The organism is Actinomadura parmotrematis (assembly GCF_019458805.1).
GTDB lineage: Bacteria > Actinomycetota > Actinomycetes > Streptosporangiales > Streptosporangiaceae > Spirillospora > Spirillospora parmotrematis.
In genome coordinates this window covers 62,965-75,649 of the sequence record NZ_JAIBOA010000013.1, presented here as the reverse complement: position 1 = coordinate 75,649, position 12,685 = coordinate 62,965, and the positions used below count along the sequence as shown (strand labels likewise).

The 12,685-nt window shown below is 74.7% G+C and carries 13 protein-coding genes and 1 tRNA gene; 6 read left to right on the top strand and 8 right to left on the bottom strand.

The genetic code is table 11. The annotated features are described in order from the left end of the window. The first annotated feature begins 3 nt into the window (after positions 1–3). Together K1Y72_RS20640 and K1Y72_RS20635 are read left to right on the top strand one after the other, a co-directional pair. Positions 4–1,527, top strand: coding sequence for a long-chain-fatty-acid--CoA ligase (locus K1Y72_RS20640; RefSeq protein WP_220168037.1), 1,524 nt, complete (start codon positions 4–6; stop codon positions 1,525–1,527). Positions 1,528–1,608: 81 nt separating this feature from the next. Continuing rightward, entirely contained in the window at positions 1,609–2,529 is a 921-nt protein-coding gene (locus tag K1Y72_RS20635) for a terpene synthase family protein (protein ID WP_220168036.1), read from the top strand. A gap of 4 nt (positions 2,530–2,533) precedes the next feature. Here K1Y72_RS20635 and K1Y72_RS20630 read toward each other — a convergent pair whose 3' ends face one another. From K1Y72_RS20630 to K1Y72_RS20620, 3 genes are all read right to left on the bottom strand, one after another. Continuing rightward, on the bottom strand, positions 2,534–4,897 hold the full coding sequence (locus K1Y72_RS20630; protein WP_220168035.1) for a sensor histidine kinase: 2,364 nt from the start codon (positions 4,895–4,897) through the stop codon (positions 2,534–2,536). Positions 4,898–5,101: 204 nt separating this feature from the next. Further along, positions 5,102–6,070, bottom strand: coding sequence for a hypothetical protein (locus K1Y72_RS20625; RefSeq protein ID WP_220168034.1), 969 nt, complete (start codon positions 6,068–6,070; stop codon positions 5,102–5,104). Between the two features lie 23 nt (positions 6,071–6,093). Beyond that, the gene (locus K1Y72_RS20620; protein ID WP_308287162.1) at positions 6,094–7,467 is read right to left on the bottom strand and encodes a cytochrome P450; all 1,374 of its coding nucleotides are present in this window, start codon (positions 7,465–7,467) and stop codon (positions 6,094–6,096) included. A 628-nt stretch (positions 7,468–8,095) separates the two neighbouring features. On the opposite strand from K1Y72_RS20620, the gene K1Y72_RS20615 reads away from it, so the two are divergent. Further along, positions 8,096–8,323, top strand: a complete 228-nt coding sequence (locus K1Y72_RS20615) for a hypothetical protein (protein ID WP_220168033.1) — start codon at positions 8,096–8,098, stop codon at positions 8,321–8,323. Positions 8,324–8,357: 34 nt separating this feature from the next. On the opposite strand, the gene K1Y72_RS20610 is transcribed toward K1Y72_RS20615, so the two are convergent. Both K1Y72_RS20610 and K1Y72_RS20605 read right to left on the bottom strand, forming a co-directional pair. Then, positions 8,358–8,430: transfer RNA gene (locus tag K1Y72_RS20610), tRNA-Val, on the bottom strand. 94 nt (positions 8,431–8,524) lie between these two features. Continuing rightward, positions 8,525–8,806: a hypothetical protein gene (locus K1Y72_RS20605; RefSeq protein ID WP_220168032.1), complete on the bottom strand. Its 282-nt coding sequence runs from the start codon at positions 8,804–8,806 to the stop codon at positions 8,525–8,527. 56 nt (positions 8,807–8,862) lie between these two features. Here K1Y72_RS20605 and K1Y72_RS20600 point away from each other — a divergent pair, with 56 nt between their 5' ends. Together K1Y72_RS20600 and glnII are read left to right on the top strand one after the other, a co-directional pair. After that, positions 8,863–8,997, top strand: coding sequence for an FAD-linked oxidase C-terminal domain-containing protein (locus K1Y72_RS20600; protein ID WP_258573042.1), 135 nt, complete (start codon positions 8,863–8,865; stop codon positions 8,995–8,997). 196 nt (positions 8,998–9,193) lie between these two features. Further along, a complete protein-coding gene (gene glnII, locus K1Y72_RS20595) occupies positions 9,194–10,213 on the top strand; it encodes a glutamine synthetase (RefSeq protein WP_220168030.1) in 1,020 nt (339 codons plus the stop codon). Positions 10,214–10,398: 185 nt separating this feature from the next. Here the strand turns inward: glnII and K1Y72_RS20590 are convergent, their stop codons facing one another. Together K1Y72_RS20590 and K1Y72_RS20585 are read right to left on the bottom strand one after the other, a co-directional pair. Continuing rightward, entirely contained in the window at positions 10,399–10,818 is a 420-nt protein-coding gene (locus K1Y72_RS20590) for a DUF2203 domain-containing protein (protein WP_220168029.1), read from the bottom strand. Next, complete coding sequence (locus tag K1Y72_RS20585) at positions 10,815–10,988, bottom strand: hypothetical protein (RefSeq protein WP_220168028.1); 174 nt, start codon at positions 10,986–10,988, stop codon at positions 10,815–10,817. Before K1Y72_RS20585 ends, K1Y72_RS20590 begins: the two co-directional genes overlap by 4 nt. Positions 10,989–11,195: 207 nt before the next feature. Here K1Y72_RS20585 and K1Y72_RS20580 point away from each other — a divergent pair, with 207 nt between their 5' ends. Then, positions 11,196–11,852, top strand: a complete 657-nt coding sequence (locus tag K1Y72_RS20580) for a DUF6069 family protein (RefSeq protein WP_220168027.1) — start codon at positions 11,196–11,198, stop codon at positions 11,850–11,852. Between the two features lie 4 nt (positions 11,853–11,856). Here K1Y72_RS20580 and K1Y72_RS20575 read toward each other — a convergent pair whose 3' ends face one another. Next, the gene (locus tag K1Y72_RS20575) at positions 11,857–12,672 is read right to left on the bottom strand and encodes a hypothetical protein (protein WP_220168026.1); all 816 of its coding nucleotides are present in this window, start codon (positions 12,670–12,672) and stop codon (positions 11,857–11,859) included. Between the last annotated feature and the right edge of the window lie 13 nt (positions 12,673–12,685).

The window sequence follows — 12,685 nt, the reverse complement described above, 5'->3', positions numbered from 1 at the left end:
GATATGAGTTTCAACCTGGCGACCATGCTGCGCGAGTCCCGGGTCGCGAACCCGGCCAAACCGCTCTGCGCCCTCGGGGACCTGTCGTTCGACTACGCCCAGGTGGACGAGATCTCCGGCCGGGTCGCGTCCGCCCTGCTCGGTCTCGGCCTCGTCCCCGGCGACCGGGTCGCGGTGCAGCTCCCGAACCTGCCGCAGTTCCTGTTCAGCTACTTCGCCGTCCTCAAGGCCGGCCTCGTCATGGTGCCGCTGAACCCGCTGCTGAAGGCACCCGAGGTCGCCCACCACCTGGGCGACTCCGGCGCCAAGCTGCTGATCACCTTCGAGACGTTCGCGGCCGAGGCGGTGAAGGGCGCCGGGGACGTCCCCGCCTACGTGGTGAACCTGCCCGGCAGCGACGCCCGCCCCGAGGGCACCCGGCACTTCGACGAGCTGTACTTCGCCGAGGACACCGGCGAGATCGCCGCGACGTCCGCCGACGACGTCGCGGTGCTGCTCTACACGAGCGGCACGACCGGCGTCCCGAAGGGCGCCGAGCTCACCCACTTCCAGCTCTACATGAACTGCACCGTCGCCGGGGAGCTGTTCGGGTTCCGCGACGACGACATCGGCCTCGCGGTGCTGCCGCTGTTCCACGTGTTCGGCCTGTCGTCGGTGCTGAACACCGCCGTCCGCTTCGGCGGGACGCTGGTGCTCGTGCCGCGCTTCGAGGTGGACGACGTCATCGACGCGATCGAGCGGCACCGCGCGACGATCTACACCGGCGTGCCGACGATGTACTTCGCGCTGCTGCGCGCCGACCGGGCCGGCCGCGACCTGTCCAGCCTGCGCGTCGGCGTCTCGGGCGGCGCGGCGATGCCGGAGGAGGTCGTCCGCGAGTTCGAGGAGGCGTTCCCCGGCGTGGTGATCCTGGAGGGCTACGGCCTGTCGGAGACCGCCAGCACCGCCACCTTCAACGTCAGCGCCGAGCAGCGCAGGATCGGCTCGGCGGGCCGGCCGGTCTGGGGCGTCCGCGTCAAGATCGTGGACGAGGCGGGCGCGGAGCTGCCGCCCGGCCCCGAGCACGTCGGCGAGGTCCTGATCCAGGGGCACAACGTCATGAAGGGCTACCACGGCCGGCCCGAGGCGACCGCCGCGGCCCTGGCGGGCGGCTGGTTCCGCACCGGCGACCTCGGCCACCTCGACGAGGACGGCTACCTGTTCATCGTGGACCGGGTCAAGGACCTGATCATCCGGGGCGGCTACAACGTCTACCCGCGCGAGGTCGAGGAGGTCCTCTACGCCCACCCCGACGTCGCCGAGGCCGCGGTGGTCGGCCGCCCCGACGAGCGGCTCGGCGAGGAGGTCGTGGCGTGCGTGACGCTGCGGCCGGGCGCCGCCGCCGGCGACGACCGCGCCGCCGAGCTGATCGCCCACTGCCGGGAGCGGCTCGCCAACTACAAGTGCCCGCGCGAGGTGCGGTTCCTGGACGCGCTGCCGCTCAGCCCCACCGGCAAGATCCTCAAGCGCGAGCTGCGGGCCGGCTGAGATCCCGGCCACCTTGATCGTCGCGAGCGGCGCCCGCGATACTCGCAGGTGGCCAGGACACCTGCGGGAGAGGCGGCACCGATGGCGGCGGGCACCGAGGAACGGACCGGGGCGGACGAGCGGGCCGGGGCGGGGGAGGGCGCCGGCGCCGCCCTCGCGGCCGGGCGGATCTGCGCGACGGCCGGGCAGGGCGCGCGCGCCATGCGCTCCTGGGCGGCGGAGTACCCCGCCCTGTACGGCGACGAGACCGCCTACGACCCGACGCTGTTCGTCACCCTGTCGCTCGCGTCGGCGTTCAGCGGCCCGTCGCTGTCGGCGGCGGACCTGCGCGTCGCCAACCGCGTCTGCCTCTGGTGCTTCGCGCTGGACGGCCTCATCGACTCGGCCGCGCGCACCCGCGCCGAGGTCGACGCGGCGGCCGCGCGCTGCCTGGCGGTCGCCGGGGGCGCCCCGCCGGTCCCCGGCGACGACCTCACCCGGTTCCTCGCCGACGTCCGCGCCGAGCTCGCCGCGCTGCCCGCCTACGAGCGGCTCGCGCCCGTCTGGCTGGACGACCTGCGCGCGATGCTGGACGCGATGGCCCGCGAGTGGGACTGGGCGGCGGCGATCGCGGCGGGCGGCCCGAAGCCGACCGTCGAGGAGTACCTCGCCAACGCCGACAACCTCGGCTTCTCGTTCGTGTTCACCGCGCACTGGATCGCGAGCGGCGGCGGCGGGGACGCCGCCGCGGTGCGCGCGGCGAGCGCCGCCGTGCAGCGGGTGGTCCGGCTGCTCAACGACCTCGGCACCTACGAGCGCGATGTCCGCTCGGGCGACCTCAACGTGCTGCTGCTCGACGAGGACCGCGACCGGGTGCAGGCCCGCGTCGCCGACCTGCTGGACGCGGCCCGCGCCGAGGTCGCCGCCGTCCGGGACGGCGCCCCCGGCCTCGCGGAGTACCTGGACCGGCAGATGGACTTCTGCCGCGGCTTCTACCGCGAGGCCGACTTCTGGGGGATCTGAGCCGCTAGCCCTCGTCCGGGGAACCGTCGGGGGCGCCGACCGGGGAGCCGTCCGCCGCGCCGCCGGCGCCGTCCTCGGCGGACCGGCGCGCCTCGGCGGCGTCCCGGCGGCCCTGCCGGGTGCCGCGCTGGAAGGCGCCCATGACGCGCTGGGCGCGCTCGGGGGAGCCGGCCTCCGGCTCCTCCTCGGACGCCGGGGCGTCGCCGGCCGGCGGCTCCTCGCGGAGCGCCGGGTTCAGGCTCTCCTGCGGCCGCCGGATCGGCAGGCCGCCGTCGGTGCGCGACCGGTCGCCGCCGCCCGCGCCGTCGCCGCCCTCGCCGCCGGCCGGGGCCTCCGGCTCGGCGGGCGGGACGGCCCGCAGCGGGCGGGGCGCCGGCGGGGCCAGCACCGCGACGCCGCCGCTCTGCGTCGTGCCGCCCTCCAGCGCCGCCGCCGCGGCCGGGGCGGCCGGGACCAGGATCTCCTCGGGCGGCAGCTCGCGGAGCAGCGTGCGCGGCAGCAGCACCACCGCGCGGACGCCGCCGTAGGGGGAGGCCATCAGCGTGGTCCGCACGCCGAACCGGTGGCCGATCAGCGCGACGGTCGGCAGGCCGAGCCGCGCCGGGAACTCCTCCTCGAACGTCGGCGGGGCCGCCAGCACGGCGTTGGCCTCGGCGATCTGCTCCTCGCTGAGGCCCCAGCCCTTGTCCTCGACCTCGATCGCGACGCCGTTGCTGACCTCCTTCACCGCCACCTCCACGACGGTGTCGGGGTGGCTGAACCGCAGCCCGTTCTCGATCAGCTCGGTGAGCAGGTCGACGACGTCGATGGCGTGGCCGCTCAGCGCGAGGCCCGCCCGCGGCGGGCTGACGTGCACCCGCGGGAAGTCCTCCACCTGGCCCATGGCGCTGCGGATCACGTCCAGCAGCGACATCGGCGTGCTGCGCGGCGTGCCGGCCTGCTCGCCCGTCCACCGGCGCACGTTGGCGAGGTAGCGGAGCGCGCGGGTGTTGTGCAGGTCGGCGGCGAACAGGCTCTTGACGAGCTCGGGGTGCAGGTCGCTGCGCCGCTCCATCCGGTCGATCTCCTGGCGCTGCAGGGCCAGCAGCGAGGCGATGCGCTGCGCGAGCAGCCGCAGCGTCTCGCGGGTGTTGTTGCGCTGGGCGGACTGCCCGATCGCGGCCTGGAACGCCATGTCCTGCACGCGGTTGATGGCGTGGCCCACCTGGCCGATGTCGTCGCTGCCGAACTCCAGGCGGAGCGCGCCGATGTCGACCTGCGCGCCGGGCTCGCCGTGGCTGAGGCGGTCCATCAGCTGCGGCAGGTGCTCGTTCGCCAGGTCGTCGGCGGCGAGGCGGAGCCGCTTCAGCTGGCTGTTCAGGCGCCGGTGCGTGGTCGCCGCCAGCCAGATCGACGTGATGACCGCCGCGAGGCCGAGGACGCCGACGATGACGAGGCGGACGATGACCGCGATGCCGCCGGGCTGGGCGCGCTCGACGACCGCGTCGCCGCCGACGTCGATGGTGCGGTCGAGCTGGCCGAGCACCGGCCGGGTGAACCCGCTCCACTGCGCCGGGGTGAGCGCGGGGCGGAGGGCGGCGCGGCCCTTGGCGGTCAGCAGCCGGTCCTCGGCGGCGTGCAGCGCCACGTAGGCGGTGCCGGTGGTGAACGCGCGGAGGCGGCCGGCGTCCTCATCGGCGAGCTGGCCGGCGGCGTCGGCCAGGCCGTAGCGGGCCACGCCGACCGCCTGCGCCCAGCGGGCGGCCTCGCCGGGGGCGTAGCGGCCGTGCGCGATGATGCCGGCGAGGGTGGCGTCCTCGCGGGCGATGAGCTCGCGGGCGCGGGTCAGCGCGATCAGCGCGCGGGCGTCGGCGGCGGTCGCCTTGTCGTTCACCTCGGCGTTGATGGCGAGGATGCCGAACGCGGCGTCGACGGTGGTGTCGAACGCCTCGGTGGTGCCGGCGGCGTCGCCGGTGCCGGTGTCGACCGCGCGCCGGGTGCCGCTCAGCAGGTTCAGCCGGTCGCGCGTCTCGGCGATGTGCTTGCGCACGCGGCCGGGCGCGCCCGCCGACAGCCGCCGCCAGTCGGCGATCACCTGGTCGGTGCGGGCCCGCTGCCCGGCCAGGTCCCGGGCGCTCACCAGCTTCGGGTCGCCGAGGCGGACCAGGGACAGCCGGCGCTCGTCCTGGAGCGCGGAGATCAGGGACTTGGTCGGGCGCCCGGCGGTCTCGTCGACGGTCTGCGTCTGGAGCAGGTCCACGCCGTCGCGGAACACCACCCAGGCGGAGAAGCCCCAGACCGACACCAGACAGACGAGGATCGCGGTGATCCTCGTGCCCAGGCCGAGATTGCGGTCCGGCCGGGACTTGCCCCAGGGCAGCAGACGCATGAACTTTCCTCAATGTCGCGGGGGGAAGGAACGGGCCGGAGGCACCCTCATCCGCGCACGAATGGCGGGCATACCTCGCAGATCACCGCGTGCACGCGCAGCACCCTAGCAACCGCGGACCCCCAATGATCGTCCAACGGGCGCTCCCGCGCCGGTCAGCGCCCCGGTCAATACCGCCGGGGCCGGCGAGGGCGGCCGGGCGGGTCAGCCGGTGTGCTGCTCGCCCCGGTAGTTCGGGACGGAGCCGTGCCGGCCGGTCGCGTAGTCCAGCAGCCAGGACAGGTAGGTGACGGAGCGCGGGCAGCGCTCGGCGAGCACCTCCAGCTCGTGCCGGGCGCGGGCCTGGAGCGCGGCGGCGAGCTCGTCGATGGCCGGCCGGTCCGCGAGCTGGAGCGCGTTGACCTGGTCGGCGGAGTGCGGCTGGTAGGAGACGGCGTCGGTGGCGAGCCGCAGCAGCTGCTGGATCCAGCCGTCCACCCGGCGCAGCTGCACGAGCTCGCGGAGCGCGGCCCCGTCGCCGCCGGCGATCCACAGGGTGAGGTTGACCCAGGCGGTGCCCATGTTGCCGGCGTTGCGCAGGTAGGCCGCCAGCGACACCGGGGGCGCGATCGGCGGCGCGGCCGCCCCGGACTCCCACGACGTCGCCGCGATGACGCCGCGCAGCTGCCGCCACTCCCACTCGCGCACCATGGCGTGCAGCATGAACCGCAGCTCCTCGGCCCACGCGGCGGCGAGCCGCCGGGGCCGGCCGGGCGCCGCGCCGGGCAGCGCCGCGCCGTGCAGGGTCGCGGCGCGCAGCACGTCGGCGCGCACGTCGGCGAGGAAGCGCCCGAGCTGGTCGCCCGGCGCGGGCGCCGCGCCCTCGGCGACGGCCACGCAGCGCCGCACCATCGCCAGGATGGCGGGCAGGCTCGTCCCGGCGGTGATCTCGGCGTCCGCCGCGAGCGTCCAGAGCGAGACCCGGGCCGGGACGCGCAGCTGGGCGATCGTGCAGTCGGGCGCGCCCTCGGCGAGGGCGCGCGCGGCGAGGCCGGCGATCGGCATGAACGGCCGGTCGGGGAAGCGGGCGGCGTCGAACAGCCGCGGATAGCGGGCCATGCAGGCGCGCAGCTCGGTGGCGAGCCGCGTCTCCAGCGCTCCGGGCCAGCCGGGCCCGGCGGCGTTGCCGGCCATGGCGCCTCCTCGGACGGGCAAGGTCAGTGACGCGGCGTCACCACCAGCTGAACGGGTTCCTGCGGTTGCAGGGTCAGCGACAGCTTCGGCGTCACCCGACCCGCAACCGCGACATCGTAGCGACTCAGCATCGCCGCGACGACAAGGGTGGCCTCCTGCTGGAAGAAGGCCTCGCCGAGGCACTGGTGGACGCCGTCGCCGAACGGCACGTAGGCGAGGGGGTGGCGGCTCTGCACCTCGGCGCGGTCGAAGCGCGCGGGGTCGAAGCGCAGCGGGTCGGGCCAGAACTCCTCGATGCGGTGCGTCAGGTAGGGCGAGATCGCCAGGGTGGAGCCGGCCGGGATCGGCACGCCGTCGATGACGTCGTCCTCCAGCGCGGTCCGCGGCACCGCCCAGCCGACCGAGTACACGCGCATGACCTCGCGCAGCACCTGCTGGGTGTAGGTGAGGCGGCGGACGTGCTCGCGGGCGGGCCGGGCGCCGTCCAGCACCGCGTCCACCTCCGCGCGCACCCGCCGGGCGACGTCGGGGTGCTGCGCGAGCGCCACCCAGATCCAGGTGAGGCCGATGGCCGAGCTCTCCGAGCCGGCGACGAACAGCGCGACGATGTCGTCGCAGACCTGGTCGTCGGTCAGCGGCGCCCCGTCGGGGCCGGTGCCGTTGGACAGCCGGGTCACCACGTCGCCGCCGTCCCGGGGGGCGTTGCGGGCGGCGGTGACGACCGGCCGCAGGATCTCGTTGACCGTCCGGGTCGCCTTGCGGAACGCGCGGTCGCCGGGCAGCGGGACCGAGTGCGGCACGAACGGCATGGCCATCCGCCAGAGCAGCGAGCCCATCGCGGTCCCGACGGCCGCGCCGAGCCGGTCGCCCTCGCCGTCGGGGATGAGCCGCCCGAAGAACACCGGGTCGATGACGCGCTGCACGACGCGGGTCATCTCCACGCTCGCGTCGAGGGGCCGGCCGGCGCCGCCGCGCGCGCCGAGGTCGGCGACGGCCGCGTCGATGGAGCCGGCCATCTGCGGGCCCATCTGCGCCAGGTAGGCGCCGGAGAAGGCGCCGCGCAGCACCTCCCGGCTCGCGTGCCACTGCGCTCCCTCGCCGCCGATGCCGTCGCCGACGAGCCGCGACAGCGCCTTCCACATCGCCGCGCCGCGCGGGTAGTTGGCGGCGTTGGTGCGCAGGATGCGGCGCAGGTGCTCGGGGTGGGTGACGAGGAAGGGGGTGAACGGGCCGAGGTGCAGGCGGGTGAGCGCCCCCTGCGCCTCGCCGAGGTGCTCCAGCATGCCGAGCGGGCCGCCGCTCCGCACGAGCGAGGTCACCCGGCGGAGCGGCACGTCGCGGACGGCGGGGGAGCGGGGGAAGGGGCCGGCGGTGGACTCGCGGACGTCGGTCGACACGGTGTTGTCCCTCACAGGTTGTGCGGAGCGGCCGGCGGCGGTGCGCCACGGTAGCCCACGATCCGGTCATTCTTCTCGTATGTCGTTCAACAGCTATTGAGTATCACATAACGGTCATAATGGACAAGATCATCGAGTGGTGACGGGGCGGACGGTGAAGGCCGCGGGGGCGGCCGGCGAAAGGCCGTCATCGAACGAATAAAACGCGCCGGAGGGAGAAGCAAGGGCCGTCCGGCAGGCGGTGATGTGAAGAAGCTCTCGGTTTATCGGACGGCGTCCGCCGTGCCGGAGCGCTGCGGGCGCGGGCGCCCGCCTCCGTCCGGCCTCGGTCGATGGTCCCCGGCTGGTGGGACGGGCGGGGGAATCGGGCGCGCCCCGAATGGGCTGCGACGTGCACCGGAACTCGGGACCGGCGGTTTCCTTTCGCAGTGCGAATGGCTTGTCGAAATGGCGGGAGGCGGGGCCCCGTCAACGGTCCTCACCAGCATCGACGGCCGGAAGCGGGGCGAGCAACGTATTGACCGGGTGGTCGTAGAATTATCAACTTCAGCCGCCCGTAAGGCGGGAAGTCGTGCGTGTTAGGATCGTCGTCGCCTTCGTCCCGGTCGCCTCAAGAACCAGGAATTCCATGGATTATCCGCAGATCCGTTGGGATGTTCAGGCCAATGTCGCGGTCATCGCGTTCGGGCCGCCGCCGCGCGGCGACCGCACCGTCCTGGAGGTGAGCGACGACGACGGCGACCTGCTCGCGCTGGTGCACTTCGCGCCGGGCGGCGAGCTGGTGGAGCTGGAGCTGCTGGACGCCGCCCGCCAGCTCCCCGCGGACCTGCCGGCGCGCGTCGACGGCGCCGTCTGAGCGGCGCGGGGCGGGCGCCGAGGGGCCGTCCGGGTGGGGCTGGCCGGACTCGAACCGACGACCTACGAGGTGTAAGCTCGCCGCGCTACCAACTGCGCCACAGCCCCTGACCGCACTGACGATACCGTGCCCGGGGCCGCCGCCCGTACACGGTTTCGCCAGGACGGCGCGTCCTCCGGGGCGCCGCGCCGGCGGCGGGCGTCAGCCGGCGGGCGGGGCGGCGCCGCGGCGCATCATGACGCCGGAGTTGCCGGACTGCTCCAGCGACCAGGCGACCGGCTCCCAGCCGCGGTCCTCCAGGTGCTCGACGGCCTTCAGCAGGGCGGGCAGCGCGCCGGAGAACGGGGCGATCTTCAGCACCCGCGGGGTGGCGACGACGAACACGTGCCGGTGCGGGCAGGCGTCCAGCAGGTCGGGGTGGCGCTCCAGGTCGCGGGTGTAGACGTGGCGGTCGTCCAGCAGGCGGCGCAGCACCGGATCCATGGGGCGGATTATGCCAGGACCTCCCGTGATGCATGGCGTCGGCGGGAGGACGGACGATGACGTTCCCCGAGCTGCTGGAGGCCGCCGTCCCCGGGCGGGTGCGGGCCGACCCGGACGTCCTGGACCTGCACCGGGCGGTGAAGGCGGCCCTCGATCCGGCCGGGGTGCTGAACCCCGGAAAGGTCGTCTGACCGGCTCGTCCGGCCGCGTCCCGGCTCGCGTCCGGTGTCCGTAAAGAGAGCCCTGTGACCGTTATCTCACGTGTGTTACGGCTGGTCAGCAACCGTTTAACACGCCGTTCACAACCGGGCAACAGGTCCGAAATGCCGGATTGTCAGTCTCGTTCCGGCCACAGAAGGGGCCTGGTCTGACGGAAGGGAACCGACGTTGAGCTACAAGGCCGAGTACATCTGGGTGGACGGTACCGAGCCCTCCGCGCGGCTGCGGTCCAAGACCAAGGTCCTGGCCGACGGCGCCGAGCCCGGCGACTGGGGGTTCGACGGCTCCAGCACCAACCAGGCCCCCGGTGACAAGTCCGACTGCGTGCTCAAGCCCGTCTTCGTCTGTCCCGACCCGATCCGCGGCGGCGACAGCAAGCTGGTGCTCTGCGAGGTCTTCCTCGTCGACGGCACGCCGCACCCGACCAACAACCGCGCCAAGACCCGCCCGATCGCCGAGAAGTACGAGGGCCAGGAGCCCTGGTTCGGCATCGAGCAGGAGTACACCTTCTTCCAGGCGGGCCGCCCGCTCGGCTTCCCCGAGACCGGCTTCCCCGCCCCCCAGGGCCCGTACTACTGCGGCGTCGGCGCCGACGAGGTCTTCGGCCGCGAGATCGTCGAGGCCCACCTGGACGCCTGCCTGGCGGCCGGCCTGAAGATCTCCGGCATCAACGCCGAGGTCATGCCGGGCCAGTGGGAGTTCCAGATCGGCCCGGCGGGCACGCTGGAGGTCGCCGACCACCTGTGGGTCGCGCGCTGGCTGCTCTACCGCATCGCCGAGGACTACGACGTCGCCGCCACCCTGGACGCCAAGCCGGTGAAGGGCGACTGGAACGGCGCGGGCGCGCACACCAACTTCTCCACCAAGGCCATGCGCGAGGGCTGGGACGCCATCATCACCGCGTGCGAGTCGCTCGGCGCCCCCGGCAAGGTCGACGAGCACATCGCCGGCTACGGCCACGGCATCGCCGACCGCCTCACCGGCTCGCACGAGACCGCCCCGCACGACGTGTACAGCTACGGCGTGTCCGACCGCGGCTCCTCGGTGCGCATCCCCTGGCAGGTCGAGGTCGACAAGAAGGGCTACATCGAGGACCGGCGCCCGAACGCCAACATCGACCCCTACAACGTCACCCGCCTGCTGGTGAACACCTGCTGCGAGGCGCTGGAGAAGGCCGGCCAGGTCTGATCCGGCCAGGTCTGATCCGGCCCGCCTGACCAGGCGGGGCGGCAGTACCCGCACGGACTTCCGTCCCGGCACCCGCCGCGACGGATGCGGCCGAGGGGATCCCGGGGCGGGGCGCTTCCGGGATCCCCTCGGCCTTTCCATATCCGGGGACGGGCCACGTCTGGGGACGGGCGCGCGCGGCCCGCTCAGGGGAGCGGGCGGCGCCCCGCGAAGCCGAGGTCGGCCCGGTGGTACCAGGCCAGCTCGGTGTCGCCCTCCAGCCAGCAGAGCCGCACCTCGGCGCCGTCCAGCACGCACGGGAAGTCGATGAGGAACGGGGCGATGCCCTTGACCTCGATGCCCTGCCCGGTGAACCAGGTCAGCAGCTCGTCCAGCCGGGCCTCCAGCGCCTTCAGCTCGGGGCGGCCGCCGAGGCGGGACGGCCCGCCGGCGCGCAGGTCGAGCGCCAGCTCGGCGAGGTCGGCGCGGTGCCGGACGATCTCGGCGGCCCGCTCGCGGACCTGCGGGACGAGCGCCCGCGCCTCCTCGACCGTGAACTGCCAGGTGCCGTGCTCGGCGGCGGACCCCTCGGCGGACTCGTGCGGTTCCTGCTCCCCCTGCGTCATGCGCTCACCGTACCGACCGCCGGCCCGTCCTCCTCGCCCTCGGGATCGGGGTCGGGCTGCAGCCAGTCGTCGTGCTCGCCGTCGGGGGCGAGCCAGTGCAGGAAGCGGCCGAGCGCGGTCCGCGGGGGCGCGGCGGCGCAGGGGCAGCCCTGGGGGCAGGGTTCGGGCACGATCGGTCAGCCTCGCAGAGTGAGCGGATGCGGGCGCAGGGTGACGCCCTCGTTCAACCCTGCCCTCTCGGGGCCGTGTCGCGCCGCGGTACTCGCTGGTCCGGGCCGTTTCGCGACACTATCAAATGACGATAAAGACGCGAACTCCCCCGGAGTCCCCGGGAAGCGCGCCGGGTAGCAATCTGCTGTCCGACGGGGGAGGGGACCATGGGCGACTCGCCGTTCTACGACGGCCTGCCGGGGCGGCGTGCCGGCCGCACCACGGCGGGACCGCGCGTGCACGGGCGTGCCTTCCGGTGCCGCGCCGCCCCACGGCGGCGGCGGGAGGCCCCGCTCTACCGCTACACCGACTTCGTCTCCCTGCACGCCACGGCCGATCCGCACGAGCCCGACCTCCGCCGGCTCTGGTGGAGCGGCGTCGCCTGCGCGTCCGGCGCGACCGCGCTCGCCGCCGCCAGCGTCCTGCTGCTGCGCGGCCCGTTCGGCCTCCAGGTGCCGGCGTTCGCCGACGGGTCCAGCAACACCGCCGCGCTCGGCTACGGCATCTGCGCGGGCGCGCTCACCCTCCAGGCCACCGCGCTGCTGCACGTGCTGCTCGCCACGGCCGCGCACCCGGTGCGGGCCTTCTGCTGGATCGGCGGCATCGTCGTCACGCTGATGACGCTGCTGCCGTTCACCCTGCACCGGCCGCTCGCGGACGCCGCCGGCACCGCCCTGCTCAACCTGGTCGGCGGCGGCGGGGTGATCGCGCTGCTCGCCCTGTCGGCGGCGTTCGCGCGCGGCCACCGCCCCGATCCCTTCGAGGACCCGTTCGGCGATCCGTTCGGCGACGTGCCTGGCGGCCCGCCCCCGGGCTGGCGCTGAGCGGTCAGCCCGGGCGGCCGACCGAGACGCGCAGCGGGTCCGGAGCGACGCTCGTCGCGACGCGCACGTGCCGCAGCCGCCGCCAGACCTGCAGGTCGACGCCGTCCGGCGGGGCCATCACCCGCATCTCGCGGTGCATCCCCGAGAACCCGAGCACCAGCACCGCGTCCCAGACGCCGCGCGGCAGCGGGTCGTCGATGAACGCCCTGGTCAGCGGGATGGACGCGGTGTAGGCGAGGCCGCCGGCCTCCTCCTCCAGGGCGGCGATGACCTCGTAGACGCGGCCCTTGGCGGATTCGCGGAGCGCCAGCGTCGCCGACACCGGCGAGGGCAGGTCGTCGTAGCGGACGCGGCCCCGCACGACGAGCTCCTCGGCGCCGGCGTTCCAGGCGAGCGCTTCGGCGCGCACCTCGCCCGCGGCGTGCGGCTCGCCGCCGACGTCCACGGCGAGGGTGCCGCGCACCCCGAAGTAGACGACGGCGGTGCCGTCGCCGGGCAGGAAGCGGCGCTGCGGCTCGGTCTCCAGGCCCGCGTCGCGGTCGCGGCCGAGCGGCACGCCGCGTCCCCCGGCGCCCAGCTCGACGTCCCAGACGCCGTGCGGCAGCGGCCCGCCGGCGATGGACGCCACGTCCAGCGCGGCGCGGAAGCGCAGGTCCCCACCCGCCTCCTCGGTGCTGAGCGGGGCGGTGAACACGCGGGCGCCGCCGCGCTCGCGGAGCAGCAGCTCGGCCGGCGGCGCGGCGCCGGCGGCCCCCACCCGGCCGCGGACCAGCAGCTCCGTGCCGCTCCAGCGGACCTCGCTCAGGTATGGATCGGACACCGGCCGGCCCCCC